Source organism: Mycolicibacterium sp. XJ879, from assembly GCF_053483935.1.
This window is the reverse complement of record NZ_JBEFTH010000007.1, coordinates 40060-64568: the sequence shown is the minus strand read 5'-3', so window position 1 is coordinate 64568 and position 24509 is coordinate 40060. Positions and strand designations below refer to the sequence as shown.

The 24509-nt window shown below is 66.7% G+C and carries 25 protein-coding genes and 2 pseudogenes; 8 read left to right on the top strand and 19 right to left on the bottom strand.

Annotated elements, in window-relative coordinates; all coding sequences use genetic code 11:
* Positions 1 to 20 precede the first annotated feature (20 nt).
* From ABQF13_RS16765 to ABQF13_RS16755, 3 genes are all read right to left on the bottom strand, one after another.
* On the bottom strand, positions 21 to 1154 hold the full coding sequence (locus tag ABQF13_RS16765; RefSeq protein ID WP_448393898.1) for a nitronate monooxygenase: 1134 nt from the start codon (positions 1152 to 1154) through the stop codon (positions 21 to 23).
* A gap of 162 nt (positions 1155 to 1316) precedes the next feature.
* Positions 1317 to 2081, bottom strand: coding sequence for an HAD family hydrolase (locus ABQF13_RS16760; protein WP_448393897.1), 765 nt, complete (start codon positions 2079 to 2081; stop codon positions 1317 to 1319).
* Positions 2082 to 2098: 17 nt separating this feature from the next.
* Entirely contained in the window at positions 2099 to 3172 is a 1074-nt protein-coding gene (locus ABQF13_RS16755; RefSeq protein WP_448393896.1) for an NAD(P)H-dependent amine dehydrogenase family protein, read from the bottom strand.
* Positions 3173 to 3240: 68 nt separating this feature from the next.
* On the opposite strand from ABQF13_RS16755, the gene ABQF13_RS16750 reads away from it, so the two are divergent.
* Positions 3241 to 3990, top strand: coding sequence for a glucose 1-dehydrogenase (locus tag ABQF13_RS16750; protein ID WP_448393895.1), 750 nt, complete (start codon positions 3241 to 3243; stop codon positions 3988 to 3990).
* A gap of 14 nt (positions 3991 to 4004) precedes the next feature.
* On the opposite strand, the gene ABQF13_RS16745 is transcribed toward ABQF13_RS16750, so the two are convergent.
* Positions 4005 to 4391, bottom strand: coding sequence for a PaaI family thioesterase (locus tag ABQF13_RS16745; protein WP_448393894.1), 387 nt, complete (start codon positions 4389 to 4391; stop codon positions 4005 to 4007).
* 57 nt (positions 4392 to 4448) lie between these two features.
* Here ABQF13_RS16745 and ABQF13_RS16740 point away from each other — a divergent pair, with 57 nt between their 5' ends.
* Positions 4449 to 5720: a competence/damage-inducible protein A gene (locus ABQF13_RS16740; protein ID WP_448393893.1), complete on the top strand. Its 1272-nt coding sequence runs from the start codon at positions 4449 to 4451 to the stop codon at positions 5718 to 5720.
* Here the strand turns inward: ABQF13_RS16740 and ABQF13_RS16735 are convergent.
* Entirely contained in the window at positions 5717 to 6214 is a 498-nt protein-coding gene (locus ABQF13_RS16735) for a macro domain-containing protein (RefSeq protein WP_448393892.1), read from the bottom strand. The genes ABQF13_RS16740 and ABQF13_RS16735 overlap by 4 nt on opposite strands.
* A 42-nt stretch (positions 6215 to 6256) precedes the next feature.
* Between ABQF13_RS16735 and ABQF13_RS16730 the strand changes: the two genes are divergently transcribed.
* Entirely contained in the window at positions 6257 to 6481 is a 225-nt protein-coding gene (locus ABQF13_RS16730) for a hypothetical protein (RefSeq protein ID WP_448393891.1), read from the top strand.
* On the opposite strand, the gene ABQF13_RS16725 is transcribed toward ABQF13_RS16730, so the two are convergent.
* From ABQF13_RS16725 to ABQF13_RS16715, 3 genes are all read right to left on the bottom strand, one after another.
* On the bottom strand, positions 6478 to 7392 hold the full coding sequence (locus ABQF13_RS16725; RefSeq protein ID WP_448393890.1) for an alpha/beta fold hydrolase: 915 nt from the start codon (positions 7390 to 7392) through the stop codon (positions 6478 to 6480). The two genes, ABQF13_RS16730 and ABQF13_RS16725, sit on opposite strands and share 4 nt — an antisense overlap.
* Before the next feature lie 36 nt (positions 7393 to 7428).
* The gene (locus tag ABQF13_RS16720; RefSeq protein ID WP_448393889.1) at positions 7429 to 8277 is read right to left on the bottom strand and encodes a hypothetical protein; all 849 of its coding nucleotides are present in this window, start codon (positions 8275 to 8277) and stop codon (positions 7429 to 7431) included.
* A gap of 77 nt (positions 8278 to 8354) precedes the next feature.
* Entirely contained in the window at positions 8355 to 8594 is a 240-nt protein-coding gene (locus ABQF13_RS16715; protein ID WP_448393888.1) for a hypothetical protein, read from the bottom strand.
* A gap of 121 nt (positions 8595 to 8715) precedes the next feature.
* Here ABQF13_RS16715 and ABQF13_RS16710 point away from each other — a divergent pair, with 121 nt between their 5' ends.
* On the top strand, positions 8716 to 10347 hold the full coding sequence (locus tag ABQF13_RS16710) for a fatty acid--CoA ligase (protein ID WP_448393887.1): 1632 nt from the start codon (positions 8716 to 8718) through the stop codon (positions 10345 to 10347).
* 10 nt (positions 10348 to 10357) lie between these two features.
* Here the strand turns inward: ABQF13_RS16710 and ABQF13_RS16705 are convergent.
* Positions 10358 to 11172 (bottom strand): annotated as a pseudogene (locus ABQF13_RS16705) (oxygenase MpaB family protein); the annotation flags it as partial.
* 48 nt (positions 11173 to 11220) lie between these two features.
* On the opposite strand from ABQF13_RS16705, the gene ABQF13_RS16700 reads away from it, so the two are divergent.
* The gene (locus ABQF13_RS16700) at positions 11221 to 11721 is read left to right on the top strand and encodes a hypothetical protein (protein ID WP_448393886.1); all 501 of its coding nucleotides are present in this window, start codon (positions 11221 to 11223) and stop codon (positions 11719 to 11721) included.
* Here ABQF13_RS16700 and ABQF13_RS16695 read toward each other — a convergent pair.
* The 4 genes from ABQF13_RS16695 to ABQF13_RS16680 all read right to left on the bottom strand — a co-directional run bounded on the left by ABQF13_RS16695 (position 11718) and on the right by ABQF13_RS16680 (position 15709).
* Entirely contained in the window at positions 11718 to 13004 is a 1287-nt protein-coding gene (locus ABQF13_RS16695; RefSeq protein ID WP_448393885.1) for an HNH endonuclease, read from the bottom strand. The genes ABQF13_RS16700 and ABQF13_RS16695 overlap by 4 nt on opposite strands.
* Before the next feature lie 45 nt (positions 13005 to 13049).
* Complete coding sequence (gene yaaA / locus ABQF13_RS16690; protein WP_448393884.1) at positions 13050 to 13793, bottom strand: peroxide stress protein YaaA; 744 nt, start codon at positions 13791 to 13793, stop codon at positions 13050 to 13052.
* A gap of 31 nt (positions 13794 to 13824) precedes the next feature.
* Entirely contained in the window at positions 13825 to 14361 is a 537-nt protein-coding gene (locus ABQF13_RS16685; RefSeq protein WP_448393883.1) for an NlpC/P60 family protein, read from the bottom strand.
* Between the two features lie 211 nt (positions 14362 to 14572).
* Positions 14573 to 15709 carry an alkaline phosphatase family protein gene (locus ABQF13_RS16680; protein ID WP_448393882.1) on the bottom strand — a complete coding sequence of 379 codons (1137 nt, stop codon included), beginning with the start codon at positions 15707 to 15709 and terminating at the stop codon, positions 14573 to 14575.
* A 102-nt stretch (positions 15710 to 15811) separates the two neighbouring features.
* On the opposite strand from ABQF13_RS16680, the gene ABQF13_RS16675 reads away from it, so the two are divergent.
* A complete protein-coding gene (locus tag ABQF13_RS16675; protein WP_448393881.1) occupies positions 15812 to 16588 on the top strand; it encodes an ArsR/SmtB family transcription factor in 777 nt (258 codons plus the stop codon).
* Positions 16585 to 17259 carry a DUF899 domain-containing protein gene (locus ABQF13_RS16670; protein ID WP_448393880.1) on the top strand — a complete coding sequence of 225 codons (675 nt, stop codon included), beginning with the start codon at positions 16585 to 16587 and terminating at the stop codon, positions 17257 to 17259. The genes ABQF13_RS16675 and ABQF13_RS16670 overlap by 4 nt, the downstream gene beginning before the upstream one ends.
* A gap of 9 nt (positions 17260 to 17268) precedes the next feature.
* Here ABQF13_RS16670 and ABQF13_RS16665 read toward each other — a convergent pair whose 3' ends face one another.
* Positions 17269 to 17919 (bottom strand): MBL fold metallo-hydrolase, encoded by a 651-nt coding sequence (locus ABQF13_RS16665; protein WP_448393879.1) that lies wholly within the window; start codon positions 17917 to 17919, stop codon positions 17269 to 17271.
* 118 nt (positions 17920 to 18037) lie between these two features.
* Here ABQF13_RS16665 and ABQF13_RS16660 point away from each other — a divergent pair, with 118 nt between their 5' ends.
* On the top strand, positions 18038 to 19306 hold the full coding sequence (locus ABQF13_RS16660; protein ID WP_448393878.1) for a nucleotide disphospho-sugar-binding domain-containing protein: 1269 nt from the start codon (positions 18038 to 18040) through the stop codon (positions 19304 to 19306).
* A 4-nt stretch (positions 19307 to 19310) separates the two neighbouring features.
* Here the strand turns inward: ABQF13_RS16660 and ABQF13_RS16655 are convergent, their stop codons facing one another.
* From ABQF13_RS16655 to ABQF13_RS16635, 5 genes and pseudogenes are all read right to left on the bottom strand, one after another.
* Positions 19311 to 19970 (bottom strand): alpha/beta hydrolase family protein, encoded by a 660-nt coding sequence (locus tag ABQF13_RS16655; protein WP_448394079.1) that lies wholly within the window; start codon positions 19968 to 19970, stop codon positions 19311 to 19313.
* Positions 19971 to 20512: 542 nt separating this feature from the next.
* Positions 20513 to 20872, bottom strand: a pseudogene (locus ABQF13_RS16650) (oxidoreductase); the annotation flags it as partial.
* A gap of 65 nt (positions 20873 to 20937) precedes the next feature.
* Positions 20938 to 21681: a glutamine amidotransferase gene (locus ABQF13_RS16645; protein ID WP_448394078.1), complete on the bottom strand. Its 744-nt coding sequence runs from the start codon at positions 21679 to 21681 to the stop codon at positions 20938 to 20940.
* A 72-nt stretch (positions 21682 to 21753) separates the two neighbouring features.
* Positions 21754 to 23985, bottom strand: a complete 2232-nt coding sequence (gene katG, locus ABQF13_RS16640) for a catalase/peroxidase HPI (RefSeq protein ID WP_448393877.1) — start codon at positions 23983 to 23985, stop codon at positions 21754 to 21756.
* 31 nt (positions 23986 to 24016) lie between these two features.
* Positions 24017 to 24469, bottom strand: coding sequence for a Fur family transcriptional regulator (locus ABQF13_RS16635; protein WP_448393876.1), 453 nt, complete (start codon positions 24467 to 24469; stop codon positions 24017 to 24019).
* Positions 24470 to 24509: the final 40 nt, after the last annotated feature.

Here is a 24509-nt window from a genome sequence, read left to right as displayed (position 1 = left end):
AGCCGCGGCCGAGCCGCGAATTAGACGGAAGCGGCCTCGTTGATCTCGTTGAGCGTGTTGGTGGCTTCCAGGTACTCCTGAACCCAGCGCTCGATCACCGCTGCGGACCTCTCCACCTTGCTGAACTGCCCGACGACCTGACCGATCGGGTTGAACGCCACATCGACACTCTCGTTGGGATACTTGTGGGTGGCGGCGACCGCCATGCCCGAGACCATGTACTGCAGCGGCATTCCCAGCGGCTTCGGGTTGTCTGGGTTCTCCCACGCCTCGGTCCACTCGTTGCGCAGCATCCGCGCGGGCTTGCCGGTGAACGAGCGGCTGCGCACGGTGTCGCGGCTGGTGGCCTTGGCGTAGGCGGCGTGCTGCACCGGGGTGTGCTCGGACTCCTCGACCATGACCCACTGCGAGCCGGTCCATGCGCCCTGCGCGCCCATGGCGAGCGCCGCCGCGATCTGCTGACCGCTGCCAATTCCGCCTGCGGCCAGCACCGGCACCGGCGCGACCTCCTTGACGACCTGGGGCCAAAGCACGATCGAGCCGATCTCGCCGCAATGGCCGCCGGCCTCACCGCCCTGGGCGATGATGATGTCCACGCCGGCGTCGGCGTGCTTGCGGGCCTGCGACGGCGAACCGCACAGCGCGGCGACCTTGCGGCCGGACTCGTGGATGTGCTTGATCATGTCGGCGGGCGGGGTGCCCAGCGCGTTGGCGATCAGCGTGCACTTGGGGTGCTGCAGTGCCACCTCGACCTGCGGGGTGGCGGTCGCCTCAGTCCAGCCCAGCAGCTGCAGCGCATCGTCGTCGCTGTGCTCGACCGGCACGCCGTGGTCGGCGAGGATCTTCTTGGCGAAATCGATGTGTTCTTGGGGCACAAGGTCGTTCAGCGTCTTCTTGAGCACGTCGGGGTCGAGGTCGCTGGCGTCCATGCCCTCGTACTTGTTCGGGATGACGATGTCTACGCCATAGGGGTGGTCGCCGATGTTCTCGTCGATCCACTTCAACTCGATCTCGAGCTGCTCGGGCGTGAACCCGACCGCACCGAGCACGCCGAACCCGCCGGCCTTGCTCACGGCGACGACGACATCGCGGCAGTGGGTGAAGGCAAAGATCGGGAACTCGATATTGAGTTCGTCGCAGATGGGGGTGTGCATGCCGGCTCCTCGATAGGACGCTGTCGCGAACTGAAACGTGTTCTAGTTTAGCGTAGTGGCTGCGTCAACCGCGCCTCGAATCCGGCGAACGTGGGTTACCCGCACGCCGCGGTCGCGTCGAGCGTGTTTCGACCCCACACTCGGCGGCAAAGGGGCGCCGGGTCAGTCATAGCCGACGAGCCGGCGTAGCGACCGGCGCCGTCGCGGCGATCCGGCCACGCGCAGCACCGGCCAGCCGTGCTCGGCGGCGATCGCGGACAGCCGCGGGCGCGGGTTGACCGGCCGGGGGTGGCCGACCAGCACCATCAGCGCAGCGTCCTCGTCTCCGTCGGCGTAGAAGTAGCTGTGCTTGAGGTCGATCCGGTTTGACTCGCAGAAGCCCTGCACCGCAGTGGATTTCCGCCGCCCCCAGATGACGGGTTTGGCGATGCGCCCGGTGAGCAGACCGGCGTCGTCGAGCTCGAAGCGGTTGCACAGTACGTGGTCGATGCCGAGGTAGCGGGCGACGGGTTCGGCGTGGATGGTCAGCGCCGAACTGCTCAGTACGACCGTGTGCCCACGCTGCTGGTGCGCGACCACGATCTCGTGCATGACGGGAAACACCCGCGAGAGGACGCGTTCGACGAACAGCCGCTCGCCGAGCACGTCGAGTTCGGCCAGCGATTCGCCGCGCAGGTATCCGGCGGCTCGGGTGAGCAGGCGCTCGAACTGCATGCGCCCGAAGCGATATCGCAGCGAGGCCTCCACGACGCCGAGCACCTCGCCGATACGCGCCTGTCTGCGCCTGATGCGGTCGGCGGCGTGCGCGGTCGCGGTGAAACCGTCGACGAGCGTGCCGTCCAGGTCGAAGAACGCGCCGACGTGCGGGCCGGGCGGGCTCGCGGCGATTTCCGCGATCGGGTCGGGTGCCACCGGGTGGGCGCTCATGTTGCGCTCCAGACTACTTAAGGGCGCAGCAGGCCCTTACCGGTCACGAGCGGCATGTCCAAGGTGGTCCGGATGCCGGGCGGCGCGGCGAGCACGTCCGGGATGGCGTTGACGATGCGTCCGGCCGCAGCGAGGATCGCCGCATAGTTGTGGTCGCCGTTGCGGCTCGTCGGGCAGATGTCCATGGTGTAGGACGGCTCGCCGACGATCTCCACGCGGTAGGAACCGCCGGGCTGGGCCGACTGCGCCCAGTCCGGGCGCAGGTCTGGTCGCAATCGGGTGATGTGTTCGACGACGATCACCGGTTTGCCTTTGACCATGCCTTCGATCTGGAAGCGCAGCGCGGCCACGGCGCCCTTCTTGATGGTGCCGACGGCGACGTCGAAGTCCTCGGGCGCCGGTTCCTGTTCGACGGAGTCCTTGATCTCGTCGACCTCGACCCCGAGCCCGGCGGCGAGCTGCCGGATCGCGGTGCCCCAGGCGATGCTGAGCACCCCGGGCTGAAACAACAGCGGGAAGTCGCCGATCTGGTTGCCGAAGCCCATCACCTCGAACATCACCGTCGCGCCGTCGTAGCTGGCGTAGTCGGCGATCTCCATGGTGCGGATCTGCTCGATGCGCTGGCAGGTGCCCGCCAGCGCGAACGGCAGCAGGTCGGTCGCGAACCCGGGATCGACGCCGGTCATGAATACACTTGAATCGCCCTGGCGTGCAGCGTCTTCGATGCGTTCGATGTACTTGTCCGGAATCACCTGCCACGGGTACTGCAGCACCCCGGGCGCCGAACCGACCACATCGATGCCCGCGGACAGGATCTGGCGGATGTCGGCCATGGCCTGGGGAAGCCGGGTGTCGCCCATCGCGCAGTACACGATGGCCTGCGGTTGTGCGGCGATGATCGCGTTGAGGTCGTTGACTGCGGTGACCCCGGTGGTGACGTTCAACCCGGCCAATTGCCCGGCGTCCTTGCCGACCTTGGCGTCCGAAGACACCCAGACGCCGGTGAGGTCGAAGCGCGGATCGTCGACGAGTTGCCTCAGCGCGAGGCTGCCGCAGTTGCCGGTACCGATGAGCGCGACGCGGATGGCCATCCTGCTTCCCTTCGCCGAACTGGAACAGGTTCTACTTGTAGCACGTGTGCCCTGTAGCCTGACCCCTCATGGGACGCGTGGACGGAAAAGTTGCACTTATCAGCGGCGGCGCCCGAGGTATGGGCGCCGCGCACGCCCGGATGCTCGTGGCCGAGGGCGCCAAGGTGGTCATCGGTGACATCCTCGACGGCGAGGGCAAGGCGCTGGCCGACGAACTCGGCGGGGCGGCACGCTACGTGCATCTCGACGTCACCGACTACGACCAGTGGCAGGCTGCGGTCGCGACCGCGACCCAGGACTTCGGCACGCTCAACGTGCTGGTCAACAACGCCGGCATCGTGGCGCTGGGCCCGCTGAAGACGCTGGACGTGAAGAAGTGGCAGGACGTGCTCGACGTCAACCTGACCGGCACCATGCTCGGCATCAAGGCCGTGATCGATCCGATGACCAACGCGGGCGGCGGTTCCATCATCAACGTCTCGTCCATCGAGGGTATGCGCGGCGCCGCCTGGGTGCACAGCTATGTCGCCTCCAAGTGGGCGGTGCGCGGCCTGACCAAGTCGGCGGCACTCGAACTGGCGCACAACAAGATCCGCGTCAACTCGATCCACCCCGGCTTCATCCGGACCCCGATGACCAAACACCTGCCCGAGGACATGGTGCAGGCGCCGTTGGGCAGGCCCGGCACCGTCGACGAGGTGGCGACGTTCGTGCTGTTCCTCGCCAGTGACGAATCATCGTTCGCCACCGGGGCCGAGTTCGTCATGGACGGCGGCCTGGTCGCCGACGTGCCGCACAAGGCGCTGCCGACGGGCTGACCGACCCCCGGCGCTCAGTCGACGGCGGCGAAGTTGACCGTCGCGGTGGCGCAGACCTGCTCGTCGTTGCCGCGGTAGATGTCGACCTGCACCACCACCGAACGCTTGCCGGTGCGCAGGATGCGCGCCACGGCGCGGGCCGGGCCGACCTTGATGGGCCGCAGATAGCGGATGAACAGGTCCGTGGTGGCGATGGCGAGCCCGAACGGGGTGGCCCGCGACGCGAGTTGGCCTGCGGTGACATCGGCCATCGTGGCGATCAGCCCGCCCTGCAACCCGCCCGCGGTGTTGACGGTGCGCTCATCGACGGGCATCTCCATCACGACGGTGTCGTCCGACGACGGGACCTCGGTCAACCCGAGCTGATCGAACAGTTCGCGAAGCGACTTCGGCGCCGTCATGGGTAATGACATTACCGGGCTGCTGCTCCGACGCCGTTGTGCGTAGTCTCGTAGCTCGTGAGCGCACGCGCGGGCATCGTCGTCACCGGGACCGAGGTCCTCACCGGCCGCATCCAGGACCGCAACGGCCCCTGGATCGCCGACCGTCTCCTCGAGCTCGGCGTCGAGCTGGCGCACATCACGATCTGCGGTGACCGGCCCGGCGACATCGAGGCCCAGTTGCGGTTCCTGGCCGCCGAAGGAGTGGACCTGATCGTGACGAGCGGCGGCCTCGGCCCGACCGCCGACGACATGACCGTCGCAACCGTGGCCCGGTTCTGCGGCCGCGACCTCAAACTGGACAGCCGCGTCGAGGCGATGGTCGCCGACATCGTGGCGCGGCTGATGGCGCGCTTTCCGGACGTGAACGCCGAGGCGCTGCACGCGGCCAACCGCAAACAGGCTCTGATCCCCGATGGTGCCCACGTGCTGGACCCGGTCGGCACCGCACCCGGTGTGGTGGTTCCCGGTAAGCCGACGGTCGTGGTGCTACCCGGCCCGCCGCGCGAACTGCAGCCGATGTGGCGGGCCGCGGTACAGACACCCGCCGTGCAGGAGGCGATCGCGGCACGCACCGCCTACCGCCAGGAAATGGTCCGCATGTTCGGGCTGCCGGAATCCGGGCTGGCCGAAACACTGCGCGAAGCCGAGCAGCGCGTCGACGGTTTTGACCGGCTCGAGATCACCACCTGCCTGCGTCGCGGCGAGATCGAAATCGTGACGCGCTATGAACCTGGTGCGGCCGGCGCGTACGCGGACCTGATGACGCTGCTGCGGCAACGCCACGGCCACGAGATCTTCTCCGAAGACGGCTCCACCGTGGACGAGCAAGTCGCCGACCTGCTGGCCGGGCGTTGGCTGGCCACCGCGGAATCGTGCACGGCCGGACTGCTGGCGGCTCGCCTCACCGATCGGGCCGGCTCATCGGCCTACATCGCCGGGGGAGTGGTGTCCTACTCCAACCAAGCCAAGTCGGAACTTCTCGGCGTCGACCCCACACTAATCGAAACCCACGGGGCGGTGTCGGAACCGGTCGCAGAAGCCATGGCCGACGGCGCATTGCGCCGCTTCGGGGCTGACACCGCCGTCGCGATCACCGGTATCGCGGGCCCCGGCGGCGGTACCGCCGAAAAGCCGGTGGGAACAGTCTGTTTCAGCCTCAAGATGCACGACGGCCGCATCGTGACGCGCACCTTGCAGCTGCCGGGGGACCGCGCGGATGTACGCGAACGGTCGACCACCGTCGCCATGCATCTGTTGCGCCGCACATTGAGCAGCGACGTGGTTTAGCCCCGTTCCACTTCGGCCGCAAACGCCTGTTCGGCGGCGTCACCGTGGACGGCGAACACGACGCGCTGCAGGCTCTGCGGCTCGTGGCGACGCGCAACACCGACCATCAGCCGCGCGGCCTCCTCGAGCGGGAACCCGCCGACGCCGGTCCCGAAGGCCACCAAAGCCAAAGAGCGGCAGCCGAGTTCGTCGGCCTTGGCCAGCGCGGAGCCGGTGGCGCGCTCGATGATCTCCCCGGAGGTGGGCCCGCCGAGCTCCATCGTCGCGGCGTGGATGACGTAGCGGGCCGGCATGTCGCCAGCGGTGGTTTCGACCGCCTCACCGAGCCTGATCGGCGCCTTCTGTCGCGACTCCCGTTGCAGTTCGTCGCCGCCGGCTCGGGCGATGGCGGCGGCCACCCCGCCGCGGTGCCGGAGCTCGGTGTTGGCCGCGTTGGTGACCGCGTCCACGTCGAGTTTGGTCACATCGGCCTGAAGCACCTCGAGTTCAATCATGCGGGTATCGTCTCTCGCCGGGCGACACAGGAGGAATACCTAATGACGACAATCGTCGAACGAGGGGAGCTATCCGAGTTCGCCACGGAGGCCGGATGGCACCGCAGGGACTCGGACCGGGTCGACTACTACACCCGCAGCCCGGTGCGCGTGCACGTGATCTGGCAGGGCGATGACGCGATCAGCGGCGGCGCGCTGTATCAGGACGATGTCCTGATGGCCTACTCGCGCGACCTCAAAACGGTCGTGGGCTGGCTGAAACGCTAAGCCGCGTACTCGTCCCAGACCTTCATCATGGTCTGCAGGATCTCCTCGGCGCGCCCGAGACCGGCGAGATGGCTCTCGCCGGGCATCGGGTAGAGCTCGGCGTCGGCCAGGTTCGACACCACGTGCTGACCGTGTTCGTACGGGACGATGTGGTCGGCGTCGCCGTGCCACCACCGCACCGGCACCCGGATATCGGCGAGCGTAAAGCCCCAGTACCGGGAGAACGTGACGATGTCGGAGAACGGGGCGGCCATCTGCTTGCGGCTGCCGTGGAGGATGTCGTCGAGGAACATCGCCTTGACCTCGGGGCGAGCCAGCAGACGCCGGTCGGCCTCCGGCGACACCCGGCCGTACAGGTCGGCGATGGGCTCGGCGACCGGCTTGATCACCCGGATCAGCGCGCTGGCCACCACGCCGATCGGGGCGCCGGCGATCTGCAGCAGCGGCGCCACGCGAGTGCCGACGTTGCCCATCAACCCACCGGAGATGGCGTCGACGCCCACTGTCGGGGCCACACCGCCGATGACACCGGCGGCCACGACGCGGTCCGGTAGCGCCGCCGCGGCGGCCAGCGTGTAGGGACCGCCGCCGGACAAGCCGATCACGATCATCTTGTCGATGCCGAGTGTGTCGGCGATGATGCGCAGGTCGTCGGCGACGGCAATCACGCAGTCGTACTGGTGCGGGGTGGACGAGCCGATGCCGGGCCGATCGAGGCCGATCAGCCGGATCGCTTCACGCTCCGCATAGACCCGGGCCTCCATCGGGATCTGCCGACGCGCGCCGGGCGTTCCGTGCAGCCAGAAGACGGGGCGGCCCCGTGGATCGCCGAATTCGGCGAACCCGATGCGCCGGTTGTCACCGACGGCGATGCTGCCCTCGAGCTTGGGGCGGGCGATTGCGACAGCCATGCCGAAAGTGTCTCACGGTCCACAGCTGGCCTGCGGCTACACCACCCGGAACTGATAGGAGCCCACGGTGGTGAGCCGGTCCTCGAACCCTTCGTCGTACATGTGCACGCGCACGGCGACCATGCCGTCGGGGCCGGATATGGGTTCGGTCTCCAGGCGGAACGGGCCTGCTTTTCCGCGGGCCATGAACATGACGTGGTTCGACACGCCCTGGATCCGGTCGGTGCCCGCGAACGTCGCCGCCGCGTCGATGGCGGCCGTCTCGAGCATGACGAACTGCGGACCGATGTGCAGGGCTGCGTCCGGCGAGGCGACCTCGACGGCGAGTTCGGGCAGCCCCCAGTTGCCGTCGTCCCTGCGGAACCCGCCGAAGACCTGCCACAACGCAGGCAGGTCGGGGGAGTCGACGACCTCCAGCGGGTTGGCCTCCATCTTCTGCAGGCCTTCGGGCGGTGTGCCGATGCTGACGCCCTGGCCCTCGATGAGCGCGAGCACCCGGTCGCGGTTCTCGGCGTCGACGATCGTCGCCCGGCTGTACCCCATCTGGCGGCCGCGCCGAAGTTCCTCGGAGATGATCTCGATGCGTGCGACGTCGCGGCCGGGGTCGAGGATCTGACACGAATGGATGACCGGGTTGGGCACCGCCTCCAGATCCGACATGTGGCCGCTCTCCGGCGCGCAGATGCCCAGCACCGCGAACAGCAGCCCGCCTGTGGTGTTGCGCATGTCGCGGCGCAGCGTGACGGTGTTGTCCTCGGGGCCGAGGTCCATCTGCGCGTAGCGGCGACCGATGTAGCGGTAGCTCAGCAGGCCGCCCCAGCGGCGACGCAGTTCGGCGGCGTACTCTCCCGGCGAATCGGTCAACTCACGGATATCTCGCAGCATGCGCGCTCCCATCGGTGTCGACTTGCTGAGCTAATCATGTGTGCGTCGCTAATCATGTGTGCGTCGCACCGGCGCGACTACCAGAAGTGCCGAGGCGACCTACCCATCTGATATCCGGCGGGGAACGACATCTCGATCACCCGAAACTGGTCGTCGACCTTGGATTCCAGTTCCAGGACCACACAGCCTTCGCCGAGGACCTTGGATTCCAACACCTTGTAATGCTGACCGCCACCGTTGACGTCGGTGATGGGGTCACCTGAGCGCAGTGCCTCGACCGGGATCAGATTGGGGGCTTTTGCGGGGTGTGCTTCCACGCCTGAAACGGTAGGGGAATGCGGCGCGGTGATACGCCTTTTTTCGTTTCCCGCCGAACGGCTGCGGCATCGACCATCATGGCGCTCATCGGGCGCCGGCACCTGTTATTGGGAGTGGTTCATGGACAGTACGATGCAAGACTTTCCATTGACGGTTACCGGGATCCTGCGGCACGGAACCGGGTTCTACTCGGGCCGCAAGGTCATCACGGCGACCTCTGACGGTCACCGCGAGATCAGCTTCGGCGAGTTGGGGACGCGGGTGGCCCAGCTCGCCCACGGGCTGCGGGAACTAGGCGTCGCGCCCGGCCAGCGGGTGGCGACGTTTCAGTGGAACAACCAGGAACACCTCGAGGCGTACTTCGCCGCGCCGTGTATGGGTGCGGTACTGCACACGCTCAACATCCGGCTGACGGCTGACCAGCTCATGTTCATCGCCAACCAGGCCGAGGATTCGGTTGTGCTGGTTGATATGTCGCTGGCCCCGTTGCTCGCGCCCATGTTGCCGGAGATGACGTCGGTGCACACCGTGGTCGCCGTGGGCGAGGGCGATCTGGGCCCGCTCGAGGAGTCCGGGTGCAACGTGGTCCGCTACGACGCCCTGATCGAAGGCCAGCCGATCACCTACGACTGGCCCGAACTCGACGAGAAGAGCGCTGCCGCAATGTGTTACACCAGCGGCACCACCGGAAAGCCGAAAGGCGTGGTGTACAGCCACCGTTCGAGCTATTTGCATTCGATGGCGGTGTGTGCGGCCAACGCCGTCGGCCTGGCCGACGGGGACCGGGTGCTGCCGGTGGTGCCGATGTTTCACGCCAACGCGTGGGGGCAGCCGTATGCAGCGGTGATGGCGGGCGCCGACCTGCTGTTGCCTGACCGGTTTCTGCAGGCTGCTCCGCTGGTCGACATGATCGAACGCCACCGCCCGACGGTCTCGGCTGCCGTTCCGACCATCTGGAACGACGTACTGCAGTACCTGCACGCCAACCCCGGCCGCGACATCTCGTCGCTGCGACTGGTCGTCTGTGGCGGTTCGGCGGTTCCGCTCGGGATGATGAAGGAATACCAGGAGCACTACGGCGTGATGATCCGCCAGGGCTGGGGTATGACCGAGACGTCACCGTTGGCCGCGGTGGCCACCCCGCCGCCGGAGGTCACCGGAGCCGACCACTGGACGTTGCGCGCCTCGGCAGGGCGGGTGATGTGCGGGGTGGAGACGCGCCTGGTCGACGACAACGGCGACGTATTGCCCAACGACGGAAAGGCCGTCGGGGAGATCGAGATCCGCGGGCCGTGGATCACCGCCTCCTATTACCTCAATGCCGATCCGGAGAAGTTCGACGACGGCTGGCTGCGCACCGGAGATGTCGGCCGCATCGACCCGCAGGGCTTCATTACCCTCACCGACCGCGCCAAGGACGTCATCAAGTCCGGCGGGGAGTGGATCTCCTCAGTGGAACTGGAGTTGCGCATCGCCGATCATCCGGCAGTGCGGGAGGCGGCCGTGGTGGCGGTGCCCGACGAGCGGTGGCAGGAGCGCCCGCTGGCGGCCGTCGTCGTGCAGGAGGGTGAGTCGCTGACGCCGCAGGAGCTGCGAGATCATCTGTGCGACAAGGTTGCCCGATTCTGGTTACCGGAGTGGTGGACGTTTATCGACGAGGTGCCCAAGACCAGCGTCGGCAAGTTCGACAAGAAGCGGATCCGGTCGCGCTATGCCGACGGCGGCTACGACGTCGTCGAGTGCCGGGAGTAACCGTCAACGGCCCGGCGCTGAGCGCCCAGCGGATACCGCCGACGAGAATGCGGGCGGCCATTCGGATCACGGTCGATTCGATCGGAGGAAAGTAGGGCAGCAGCAACGGTTTGCGCTCCCACGGCGGCAGCATCGACACCGCCGTCGCTGCCAGCACGCCGTAGGGTGCGCGCGCCACGAGCGGTAACGGGGGAGTCAACAGCAAGAACCGGGCGGCGTCGCGGGCGGCGGTGGTGCCGCGCAGCTCGGGGCGGTAATCCTGGACCCGTTGGGCCAGTTGGCTTTCGGTGCGTGGCGGGTCGGGCACCCCGAGTGCGGCGGCGACGCGGGCGGTGTCGGCCACATAGTCGTCGCGGCCGCGTTGGTCGAGCGGCGCCGCACCATAGAGTTGGTGGGCGAGCAGAAAGCTGTCCGTCTCGGCGATGTGCACCCACTCCAGCAGGTGTGGGTCGACGGCGTGATACGTCCGCCCGTCGGGGGCGGTGCCGCGTACCCGCTGATGGATGCCGCGCACCCGGTCCACCGCACGCTGGGCGTCGGCGGCGGGACCGAACGTGGTGACGGCGAGGAAGGTACTGGTTCGCTGCAGGCGGCCCCACGGGTCGGACCGGTAGTCGGAGTGGTCGGCGACACCCGCAATCCGCCGACGAACATGGACGCGTCGGCGTGCACACGTCGGATCGGGCGGTCCTCGTCGAACCAGCGCGGGCCTGGGGTGTCATGGATCTGTGCGCGGTTGGCTGGGCCTTCGGGGCCGGCGACCATGCTGAACAAACTGCGTCCCAGGTGTCTGCGCACGCCGTCCAGGTCCGGCACCACCGACATGGGTTCAACACTATGCCCCTGGACTCGCGGGTGGTTTAACGTAGTGACGTGCAGAAATTGACTCGGGTTGTGATCATGGCGGCGGCAGCTGTTGTCGCGGCGCCGCTGGCGCCTGCACTGACTACTGGTGCCGGCACGGCGGGGGCTGCAGATGGCACGTTCATGCCGTTCTCCCAGGTGCTGCGTCGGTGCGACTTCAGCGAAACGAACTACAACGGCCCGACGGGCCAGGGCAGACCTACCGCCAATGTCCGTTCGGACGGGTCCGGGGTGACCGCTGACGTCCAGCTGGTGCTGGCAATCCCCAACACTCCCTACCAGGTGCGGCTGATCCAGACGCCACGGCCATCGTCGGCGCCGTGCTGGGGCAACGATCCCGGCGTCGCACAGGCGACCTTGCACACCGATGGGGTGGGCGCTGGCGCGGTGACGCTGTCGGATGCGATCGAACCGGGCGCCACAGGCGTGTGGGTGTTCGTCACCCGTCCGGACGCCTTCTCGCAGACCCCCGCCGAGTTCTACACCACTGACCTGATCGCCAGCATCTAGGCGGCGTGCAGGTTGGCGAGTTCGATGCCGATGCGCATCTCGAGCTCGCTGACCTCAATTCGTGGAGGACCCGGCGGCGGTGGTGCCGCGGAGTGATACGTCGCCCCGGTCGGAGTGATGAATTCAGCCTCATGGACACCGTCGACCTCACGGGTGTTGACTTGCCAGCCCGGGGCTTCCTTGACGTAATTGCACCGTTCACACATCCCCACTCCGTTCACTCGGCTGGTGGGCCCGCCCCTGTGATGCGGCACCGCATGGTCGCGGTGTCGAATCGGGGCATCAGAATACGGGGTGCGACATCGCTGGTCGCGCAAGCCGATAAACAGCGCCAATGCCTTGGGAAACCGCCGCGTGCGCGACTCCATCGCCACCAACGCCCCCGACTTCGGGTGCCGATACAACCGCCGCAGGGTGGCCTTCGAGCGCTTGTCGGCGATGGAGGCCAGCACCAGTTTGCGCGCCACCGCCGCCGGAATCGGCCCATAACCGTCCACCACCGCCGGATGCTCATCATCACCCAACAGGCTCTGGTCACTCATGACCAGGTTGACCGCCACCGGCTCGGCCTGCTCGGCAGGGCGCCCGGTGACACGCTCCACGAGCGTGTCGGCCATCACCTGTCCGCGCGAGCGCCCATCAAAGGTCGTGTCCGCAGCGTGTTTGAGCGCCGCATACACCGCCACCCCCACCGAGACCGGCAACAACGCCGTCACATAGGTCATGGTGGGGGGGGCTGGGCGGATGCTCACCGAGCGGTCCTTCTCGGCTTTGGCGGCGCGCTCCACTACAGCTTGCGGATCAAGCCGGTAGGCAATGCTTTTGGCCTCGGACTCCACCCGCGAATCGCCCATACCGTCGAGGCCGGCGATATCGGCGCACATCTCGGCGTCCAAGGCCCGGCGATCTTCAACCGTCAAACAGGCTGACTCGCGAACGATCACGGTTGCGCGCCACTCCGAAAGCGCACCACACTCCAACGCGGCCAGCGTGTACGGCATCTCATGGACCAACGCCTTGGCCAACCCCAGATGCCGGTTGCCGCACGACGGGGAATCACGCCGTGCCAGCGCCACCTCGCTGGCCACCCCGCGGCCCTGCTTGGCCTTAGGCACTCCGGCGGCCGCCTCGCGGGCCCGGCGCTTGGCGTCCAATAATGCCGCAGCGCGAGCCTGACCGGCCGCCGCAGCCGACTTCATCTGCTCCAACTCCGCGATCCGTTCGGCCAATACAGCTTCATCGGCGTGCGGGTCCACCGCCGCCAGCGCCGTCGCATCGAACATGACCCGACAATAAAACCCGCCACCGACAAATTTCGGAAGGCGGTCTCAGCCTGCGACGACGGTGAGGTCGTTGCCTGCACGCTCCACCCGCATGCCGGCGCGTCGGGCGATCGTTGCGACGGCGGCGGCGTTGTCGGGTTCGGCCCGGGAGGACGCGAGTACGCGGGCCAGCCTGCCCTTGTGGGCCTTGTTGAAGTGGGTGACCACCTTGCGGTTGCCGGCGGCGTCTTCTGCGACGACGTCGACGCGGACGGCCGCAGTGAGCCTGCCGAGCGATGCGTATGAGCCCGACCGCAAATCGACCACCAACTGGTTCTCGGCCAGCCGAGCCAGCGTCGGTTCCAGCAGAGGCCGCCACCGAGCGGCCAACGTGGGCTGTCCCGGCAGCTTCGAGCCCGCCGACAGCCGGTAGGCGGGGACGGGATCGTCCGCACGCAACAGTCCGAACAACGCAGAACCGATAAACAGCCGATCGCGGGCGCGTGCGGCGGGCGCGCCGCGCAGCGATCCGATGTCAAGTGCGTCGTAAAGCACGCCGGTGTAGCGATGGATCGCGGGCAGGGTGGCCGCTGTGCGCAACTCGGCGTTGCGATCGATTTCGGCATCCTGCTTGGCCGACAACCCGAGCGCCTTCCGGGACGCCGGGCGATCGTGGGCGAGTTCCACCAGCTCATCGAGCAATGTGGTACGCATCGGCGTCAGTTCGGGACAACTCAATGCGTCGAGCCGCAGTGGCGGCCCGTCGCCCCCGACGCGCTTGGTCTCCGAGGGCGGCAGCAGGACGATCACGCCGCAGAGGTTATCTGGGCGAGCGTCGCGGTCAGGCCGGCGGCATCCCGGGCGGAGGCGGCGGTGGCGCCGGCGCGAACGGGTCCGCGGGTGGCGGAGGCGGCGGGGGTGCCATGCCCGGGGGAGGCGGAGGCGGCGGCATGCCACCCATCTGCACCACCGGCGCCGGCGGCGCGCCGGGAGGAACCGGTTGTTCGGGCGGCATCGGCAAGAACATGTGGCGGGTGAACTGCTCTTGGTAGGCGCCCCCGCCCCCAATCTTCACTCCGCCGCCTTCACCGGCGGAAACCGGAGTGCCATCCGGCAGTGTCACCGCGGTGTGGCCGCTGTTCCAGCCGACTACCAGGGCACCGGGCTGCGTGCCGGGTTGAAAGCCACGCGCCAGCAGGGCGTTCTCGATGTTTCCGGTGTGGAACCGATCTCCATAGATCGGTCGTCCGGTTGCTGCGTTGGCGACCCAAGAGACCAGGCCCGAGCAGTCCGTACCGGCAGGAGAGTCCCCGCCCGTGACGTACGGCGTGCCCGACACCTGGTTCACAAGTGTCAGCAGCGTCGCGATAGCAAACACGCGGTCGGACGTTAACAGAGCATTTTGCGCCGCTGCAAAATCTGTGACGGCATTCACAACCGGTTACAACTATCGCGCGGTTCACGAATAGTGTTGACGGTAGCAGCCTTTCGAGGATCTACAGCACTGGATCACCAAACGATAGCTCCGCCAAGCGAATTACATTGTAAACAACGCTTAGTGCACTAAACACGCTGACACACTGCGTATCTCAGCCGTACGCGAGCAGCAGCGGCACGACCTGTTCAGCAAAGGTCAACGAGCCGTGATGGCCGATCAGTGACGACTCCATCGGCTCAACGCCACGCCGAACCATGACGGCGGAGTGGCGCGCAGCGGCCACCACGTCACCGATTCGTGGCCTGACCGTGTCGCTGACGTGCTCACCGAACCACCCGGCGTCGATCGCCTGGTCGCGAGATACCACCCAAGCTCGATCGGCCAGCACCTCCTGCCAAGCTGCGAGCACGTCGTCCAGCGCGCCGTCGTCGACGTACACGTGCCGTGCACGCGGCTCGCCACCGACGGCCGCCACACCGTCGAGCAGCGCATCGTGGTCATCGATGTCGACGATGTCGGCGGGCTGCGCACTGACCATGCCGTGATCGGCCACGACGGCCAGCAATCCGCCGGCCGGCATCTCCTCGAGGATCGACTCGACCAGCCGGTCGACGTGGCGCAACTGCATCCGCCATGCCTGCGACCCCGGACCGTACAGATGACCCAGAAGGTCGAGTTCGCTGTGGTAGCCGTAGCAGAACCCGTTGGCGGCCAAGGTTTCTCGGATGTTCGACGCCAGGTCGCCGAGCGCTTGGACGCCGACGTACCGACCGCCCCGCAGCGCAGCCCGGGTCATACCCGAGTTGGTGAACTCCGCGCCGGAGATGATGTTGACCGCGACGCCTGCCGACGTGGCTCGCTCGAAGACGGTGGGGTGCGGTTGCACGTCCTCGGGCGGCACGTCACCGCGAAGGTCGTTGCCCCAGGGGTGCGGTCGCCACCGCAGCGGGTTGATGAGCCCGACGTCGGGCAGCCGGAACGAGTAGCCGACCAGGCCGTGCTCACCGGAGCGGCAGCCGGTGCCCAACGCCGCAAGCCCGGCCACCGTCGTCGACGGAAATCCGACCTGCAACGTTTGGCCTCGCAGACCGGCCAGCACGGGGGCGTCGGCCACGTGGGCATCGAGCAGTTGCGCACCCAGCCCGTCGATCAGCAGCACACACGCCCCGGCGATGTCGTCGCGCAGGCCAATGCGGTGGTCAAACCCCTCTACACCCATCGCGGCGAGCACTGACGGCACCACGTCGGCCAGGTGCGGAAGATCGGCGTCGGGCTGCGGAAGGTCCACGAGCCCGAGCCTGCCACATCGTTGAGCATTGACATGCAGCCACGCGGCTGCCTACTGTGATATATGCAGCCATCCGGCTGCCTATAGCAGATGATGGCAATGATGGATGAGGTATTCCGGGCGCTCGCCGACCCCAACCGGCGTCGCCTGCTCGACAGCTTGAACGCCCGCAATGGGCAAACCCTGCGCGGTCTGTGCGCGGGTCTGTCGATGGCGCGACAGTCGGTGAGCAAGCACCTGGCGGTGCTGGAGGACGCGAAGCTGATCACCACCATGTGGCGGGGCCGGGAAAAGCTGCACTACCTCAACGCCGCACCCATCAACGCCATCGCCGACCGCTGGATCAACCAGTACGACCGCTCGCGGGTGCAGACGCTCGCCGACCTCAAGACAGCATTGGAGACCCAACCGATGGGCAGCGCCGAATTCGTTTACACGACCTACATCCGCACCACCCCCGAACGACTGTGGCGAGCAGTCACCGACCCGGCATTCTCACACCGATATATGGGCCATGCCTTGGTGTCGGATTTCGAGAAGGGCTCGCGTTACGTATGGGCTGACCGCAATCTCGAGATCGAGCACCCGGATCAGGTCATCCTCGAATCCGAGCCCTATCGCAGGCTGGTCTTCACCTTCCACACATTCGTACCCGAACTGACCGCGGTGGGACTGGACGAAGAGACGATTGCAAAGGCGGCGGCCGAAAAACGGTCCCGGGTGTCGTTCGACATTGAACCGGTCGATAATGGCATGGTCAAGCTGACCGTCATCCACGACGCCTTCCCGCCGGAAAGCACTGTGCGCGAGCTGATCTCGGGCGGATGGCCGTGGAAGCTGGCCAACCTCAAGAGTGGTTTGGAGGAGGAATCGCGATGAACACACCACCCATCGTGACGGCGCAGGAGTGGGAGGCTGCGCGCCGGGAGATGCTCGTCGACGAGAAGGAGGTTCAGCGGGCCCGGGATGCCCTCGCTGCGAAGCGGCGCAGGATGCCGTGGATGGCCGTGGACAGGGAGTACCTGTTCGACGGCCCCGACGGCACAGTGAGCCTTCTCGATTTGTTCGACGGCCGCCGCCAACTGATCGTCTACCGTGCGTTCATCGAACCCGGCACCGGCGACTGGCCCGAACACGGCTGCGTTGGTTGCTCGTTGATGGCCGACCATGTGCCGAACCTCGCTCACCTCAATGCGCGGGACACCACGTTCGTATACGTGTCGCGCGCCTCCCAATCTGACCTCACGCGGATGACGTCAAAGATGGGCTGGCGCCACCCGTGGTTCACGATCACCGACGATTTCGACAAGGAATTCGGATGCGACGAGTACCACGCCACCAACGCATTCATTCGTGACGACAGCGATCGGATCTTCCGTTCCTACTGCATCGACGGCCGCGGCGACGAAGTGTTCGTCAACACCTGGAGCCTTCTCGACATGACTGCCCTTGGGCGGCAGGAGGACTGGGAAGATTCGCCCGAGGGGTTCCCACAGTCCGCGCCATATGAGTGGTGGATCTGGCACGATACGGGCACCGGTGAGTCGTAGGTCAAATCGCTAGGACGGCACGCTGGCCAACGCTTGCGCAACACACTCCGACCAGCGAGCCCGGTCGACCGTCTCGAACGCCTCGTCACCGCCAAACGCACTGGAGATCACCAGATCAGGGCTGACACTGTCCAGCAGCTTGAGGCTGTCGCGCATGGCGGCAGGATCTCCCCGCCCCGGCACCACGAAGGTGGACCAGGTGCCCGCGTCGGTCGGAAACATCGTGTCACCGGTGAAAAGGTACTTCTCGCCACCACTACCGGTCACCAGATAGCAGGTACTTCCGGCTGAATGTCCCGGTGTCGGAAGTACTTCCACATCGTTGTCATCCACGTGCCGTACCGCGCGCACCGCGACGTCGACGCGATCATGCTTGGAGATGTCGTCGACTTCGGCCGCAGGAGCGTGCAACCGCCGGCCGAAGCGCTCCGAGATTCCGACGAGGTTCGGTCCTGCCTCGTCGAGATGGGAAAGGTACTGCTCGCTCACCCCGCCAAGCGCGTCGAGCGCGTCGAACTCCGCGTCGGTGGCGGGGTTGTAGAACAACACGTTGCCGGTGGTCCGACGCCACAAGTAGGCGTGCGTGGTCAAACCGGGGAACGGCGAATCCATTCGCGTCTGGAACAGATCATCACGGATGCGTGTCAATGTGTTACTCATGCTTCCCAGCCTGCAATCTCAACCGCTGTTGAGGTCAACACTTGATCGAAGTCACGTTTGAGTCCGCATGACCTTGGTAATCCGTAGGCAGTCGAAAGGCGAGGTCTTGGGTCGAATCGTGGTAGCCGCCAGTCCGCTGGCCGGACATGTGGTCCCGATGTTGCGTATCGGCACACACCTCAAAGACCACGGTCACGACGTCATTGTCATCACCGGCTCCGAGTTCGGCGACGACGTTCGCCGCGCCGGGCTGTCACTGCAGGCGCTCGACCGGTCGGGGCTCATCGACGACCTGCCTTCGCCGTGGGTGCTGCGTACACCGAAGCTGTTGCGCCGCTATTTGCTTGGCATTGCCGAGATGCGGTCGACTTTTGTCGAGCCGTTGACCGCCCAGTTTTCCACGCTCAACCGGGTGTTGGAGCAAGGCCCGGTCGATACGGTGCTCGCCGATCTGACCTTCACCGGGGTGCTGCCCCTGGTGCTCGGCGAGCGGCCGCGTCCGCAGATTCTGGCCGTCGGCGTCGGGCCTCTCACCCTGACTAGCGCCGACACCCCGCCCTTCGGAATGGCGTGGCAACCACAGCCAGGAACGGACTACCAACCGATGAACGACGTGGTCCGGAAGTTCCTCCTGCGCGGCATTTCCGCCGACCTGAACGACGCACTCGCGCGCTGCGGCACACCACCGCTGCCCGTACCGCTCACGGACTGGCCCCGGCTGGCTGACCGGCTGCTCCAGCTGACCGTACGCGGATTCGAATACCCCCGCAGCGACCTGCCCGTAAACATCGACTTCGTCGGACCGGTGATACCGGACAGCTCCGAGCATTTCGAGCCGCCGCCGTGGTGGAATGAGATCGTCGCGGCACCGACCGTCGTCCACGTCACCCAGGGCACTTTCGACAACCGGAACATCAACCAGTTGATCCGCCCCACGCTGCGGGCGTTCGACGGCATGAACATCGCTGTTGTCGCAACCACAGGCCGGCCCGTTGACCAAACCATGACCGCAGACCTTCCGCGAAACGCGTTCGTGACCGATTGGATCCCGTACTCGATGCTGCTGCCGCACGTCGACGCGGTCGTGACCAACGGCGGCTACGGTGGTGTGCATCATGCGCTGCGCCAAGGCATTCCGCTGGTCATCGCGGGGGAGACGTCTGACAAGGCGGAAGTGGCCGCCCGGGTGGCCTACTCGGGTGCCGGCGTCAACCTCGGCACCGCGACGCCGACGTCCACGCAGATTAGAGCGGCGGTGTCGGAAGTGCTCAGCGAATCGTCCTACCGCGCAGCGGCACACCGGATCGGCAGCGACATCGTCGCCTCCGACGCGCTGGGCACCATAGCGGAGCGCGTCACCGCCTCCACCAGGGCTTCCGAACTCTAACCGCTCACTGCACAATTCGCGCAGCGACGTCATCGGCGACGGCCAACGCCTGCGGATTTTCGGCCGGTATATAGCGATCGGCGAGGGCATCGTGGGCCGCGCCGGCAATCGCCGCATGGTCGGTGTCGAGTTCGACCAGTTCGACAGGCCACTCGTTGGTGCGCAGCGTTTCCGCGAAGTCGCGGCTGACTGTCACCGGAACGATGTGGTCACCGATGCCATGCAGCAGCGTGATAGGTGAAGGGTTATATCCGGACAGATCGGTGGGTAAGGCTTCTCCCGAGATCGGGTCGGCCACCACGAACGCACCAGCCAGGCAGACGGTGCGCGTGAACCGCACGCCAAGCGCGCCGGCATGGATCGTCGCCCCGGCCGCGGCGAGCCCGCCCAACGACCATCCGACCAACACCAGCGCGTCGGGGTCCGCGCAGCGACCGCGTGCAAACTCGAGCGAGCCCAACAGATCGGCGCGACCACGGTCGTCGGTCTGCGAATTCCAGTCGGGCACCACCACCGCGAAGCCGCGGTCCGCCACCCGTTGCGCGAGCGGCCGCATCGTCTCGCGGGCGTCGGTCTGCGCCCCGTGCCACATGAGAACGGTGCGTTGTGCTTGCTCGCCCCAGAGATCGACCTGCCGGCCCGGAGCGTATTCGGCTGTCTCCATGGACACAGGCATTCCCCGCCGACGCGGGGGACTAACGGACCAAGACGCGACGCACCAGCGCGTCGAGCGTACTTGCCGCAAAATATGTGGTCATCGCGGCTTCCACGTTGCGACCTGATCTGGGGGAGCGGCCCCGGCTGATGCGGTGGATCTGCTCGGTGTACCAGATGGTTTCGGCCGCGCCGGCGAACCGAGGAATGCGGCCCCGCCGCGGTCGTGCCGTGCTCACCGCATACGTCGATGGCTCCGGAATGCAGCGCGGCCTCCATCGCCGCGGCGCTTCGCAGACCTCCGGTCAGCATCAACGGCATACGTGCGCGTGCCCGCACGCGTTCGGCGTAGTCGAGAAAATAGGCTTCCCGCGCGCGGGTGGACTCCGCCGCCCCGGTCATCATCGCGGTCGACTCGAACGTGCCGCCCGATATCTCCAGCAGATCGACACCCGCATCGCCGAGGCTGTCGACGACTGCCATCGACTCCTCCTCGTCGAAGCCGGCGTGCACAGCGATCTGCGCGCTGCGCGCGAAACGCTGCACCAAACCCGCGATTTCGGAGATGGTCAACGCTCGTGGCCGCGCGAAGCCACCGCGCAGGCTCGTCATCTCCTGCGCGGACGGCGCAACCGGGCGGCTGGACAAACTGCGGGGTATCTGGCGCCCGGCGTGGTTGAGCTGCACCCAGCACTGCGCGCCGCCGGAGCGGGCGGCAGCCGCCCAGGCCCGCAGCGTCGAGATGTCTCGCTCGTCCTCGACCACGACCTGGCGCGGCTCGGAGACCGCGGCGCGGTCGACTATCACGTTGCCGGTGACCACCAGCCCGCATCCGCTGCGCGCCCAGGTGTCATACAGCCGCACGTGTGCGCGGGTGGGTTTACCGGTGAGCGTCGCCAGCTGCTCACTCATCGCCGCCTTCGCGACACGGTTCGGCAGCACTGTGCCACAGGGTAATTCGAGCGGCTGTGCAAGCATCATGCCGGCCGAGTGTACCGCTCGACGAACCGCCGCAGGATGGTCGGCGGGTGTTGCACATCCCATTGTCGCGCAGCTTCTTTCAATGCTTCTGCGGATTCCGGCGCGAAGTAACCGTGGTTCTTGTAAACGGTGATACGGGTGAAGATACCGCCGATGTCGAGTTCGGGATGGAACTGTGTGGCGTAGACGTTCTGGCCGACGCGGAACGCCTGGACCGGACAATCCGGTGACGACGCCAGGCACGCGGTATCCGGAGGAAGCTGCGCGGCGGCCTCCTTGTGTCCGCCGTAGGCGTCGAAAGCCTCTGGCAGATCGGCAAACAGCGGATCGTCGCGGCCCTCCTCGGTGACGGTGATCCGCATTCCGCCGACCGGTTCGGTGTAGGTGCGGTCGATGGTCGCGCCGATGACGGTGCCGAGCGTGCCGACGCCGTAACAGCATCCAAGGAACGGAAAATCCTGTTCCACCATGCGCGCGATCAACGCCAGCAGTTCCGACTCGGCGCGTTGTTGCACGGCCGATTTGGTATCGGCCGGATCGCTGACGTTGTAGGGTCCGCCGCCGAGGATGACGCCCGACCAGTCGGCGAGGTCGACGGGCCCCAGCGGCCGGTGGGTCAGCCGGATCCGGTGCAGGCTTGTGGTGTCCAGGCCACCGAAACGCATCATCGCCAGGTATTCGTCGTCGGCGGCTTCGTCTTCACCGCGGATCGACAGCAGCAGAAACGGACGATGCGCCAATTGCACGGCACCCCGCGAGCCAGCTGAGCCCGCGGGGTGTCGCACCCAGCTATTGTCGGCCAAACACCGGTGTTACTGGTGCAGGTCGAACCGATCGTTGTTCATCACCTTGGTCCAGGCGGCAACGAAGTCGTCCACGAACTTCTGCTTGCAGTCGTCCTGCGCGTAGACCTCGGCCAGCGCCCGCAGCTGCGAGTGCGAACCGAACACCAGGTCGTTGGCAGTGGCCGTCCACTTGGGCTGGCCGGTGGCCCGGTCCACACCCTCGTAGACGTTCTCGGCCTGTCCGCCCTTCCATTCCGTGCGCATGTCGAGCAGGTTGACGAAGAAGTCGTTCGTCAGCACGCCGGGCCGGTCGGTGAGCACGCCGTGCTTGCTGCCGCCGAAATTGGCGCCCAGCACGCGCAGGCCGCCGATGAGCGCCGTCATCTCCGGAGCGGTCAGGTTGAGCATGTACGCCCGGTCCACCAGAAGCCGTTCGACCTGGGTCTTCTCATTGGGCCGAATGTAGTTGCGGAACCCGTCGGCCCGCGGCTCGATGACGGCGAACGACTCGACGTCGGTCTGCTCCTGCGAGGCGTCGGTGCGACCCGGCGCGAACGGCACCGTGACGTCGAATCCGGCGTCCTTGGCGGCCTTTTCGACCGCCGCGGAACCCGCGAGCACGATCAGGTCGGCCAGTGAGATCTTCTTGCCGCCCGATGCGGAGCCGTTGAAGTCCTGCTGGATCTTCTCGAGCACCGGCAGCACCTTGGCCAGCTCGGCAGGCTCGTTGACGTCCCAGTTCTTCTGCGGTTCCAACCGGATCCGGGCACCATTGGCGCCGCCGCGCTTGTCGGTGCCGCGGAAGCTGGCCGCCGACGCCCACGCCGTCTTGATCAACTGGGTGCCAGACAGACCCGACTCCAGCACCTTCGCCTTCAGCGCAGCGATGTCGGCGTCGTCGACCAACTCATGGTCGACGGCAGGCACCGGGTCCTGCCAGACGTAGGTTTCGCTGGGAGCCCACGGTCCCACGTATCGCGACGCCGGACCCATATCGCGGTGCAGCAGCTTGAACCACGCCTTGGCGAACGCTTCGGCCAGTTCCTCCGGATGGTCGAGCCAACGCCGGGTGATGTCGGCGTAGATCGGGCTGACCCGCATCGACACGTCGGTCACCAGCATGTAGGGCTTGCGCTTCTTGGTGGGGTCGTGCGGTTCGGGGATGACGTCCTCGGCGTCCTTGGCGACGTACTGCCAGGCCCCGGCGGGGCTCTTCGTCAGCTCCCACTCGTAGCCGTACAGGGTTTCCAGGAAGCTGTTGTCCCACTTGGTCGGGGTGGGCGTCCAGACCACCTCGAGACCACTGACCACCGCGTCGGCGCCCTTGCCCGAGCCGTAGGCGCTCTTCCAGCCCAGCCCCTGCTGCTCGATGGGCGCAGCTTCGGGTTCCGGGCCGACCAGGTCGGCGTCGCCGGCGCCGTGGGTCTTGCCGAAGGTGTGGCCGCCGACGATCAGCGCGGCGGTCTCCTCATCGTTCATCGCCATGCGGCCGAACGTCTCGCGGATGTCGATCGCGGCCTTGATCGGATCGGGCTCACCTTCGGGGCCCTCCGGGTTGACGTAGATCAGGCCCATTGTCGTCGCGCCGAACGGCTCGGCCAGTTCACGTTCGCCGGAGTAGCGCTTGTCGGTGCCCAGCCAGGTGTCCTCGAAGCCCCACAGGGTCTCCTCGGGCTCCCAGATGTCCTCGCGGCCGAACGCGAAGCCGGCGGTCTTGAAGCCCATCGACTCCAGCGCGACGTTGCCGGCCAGCACCAGCAGGTCGGCCCACGACAGCTTGCGGCCGTACTTCTGCTTGATCGGCCACAACAGCCGGCGGGCCTTGTCCAGGCCATTGTTGTCCGGCCAGCTGTTGATCGGGGCGAAGCGCTGGGCGCCCTGACCACCGCCGCCGCGGCCGTCGTGGATCCGATAGGTGCCCGCAGAGTGCCAGCTCATCCGGATGAACAAGCCGCCGTAGTGGCCGTAGTCGGCGGGCCACCAGTCCTGCGACGTGGTCATCAGCTCGGCGAGGTCGCGCTTGACCGCGTCGAAGTCGAGCTTCTTGACCTCCTCGCGGTAGTTGAAGTCAGCGCCCAACGGGTTGGCCTTGACGTCTTGGGCGTGCAACACCGAGACGTCGACCTGGTTGGGCCACCAGTCCTGGTTTTTGAGCGGGGCGTGCGCCTTCGGGGTCGGGGAGGGGATTACCGGGTTTTCACTCTCGCTGGTGCTTTGGGTCTTCTCCGCTGAATGCGGCGGGCGAGCGTCGGATGTCACAATCTTCCTTCCGGTGGTTATCGGGCTGCGATCACGGTTGTGATCGGGAAACTTGCGAAATCGAGCAATCGGGACAAAGACCCCAGTAGATGACCTCGGCTTCGTCGAGTACGAAGCCGTCGAGCGTGCCGTCGTCGGACGGCGTGAGGCACGGTGCGTCACCGACGGCGCAGTCGACGTCGGCGATGACGCCGCACGACCGACACACGACATGGTGGTGGTTGTCGCCGACCCGCGACTCGTATCGTGCGACCGAGCCGGATGGCTGAATCTTGCGGACCAGGCCCGCACTGGTCAGCGCGGCAAGCACGTCGTACACCGCCTGGCGTGACACGTCGGGCAGAACCTTGCGGACGGCGCCGAAGATGGTCTCGGTGTCGGCGTGCGCGTGCGCGTACACCGTATCGAGCACTGCCACCCGCGGACGGGTTACGCGCAGACCAGCCCGTCGAAGCTGATCGGCGTAATCCGGCGTAGCGACCACATGACCAATATGCCGTCGTATCTGGAATCAGTCAAGACTT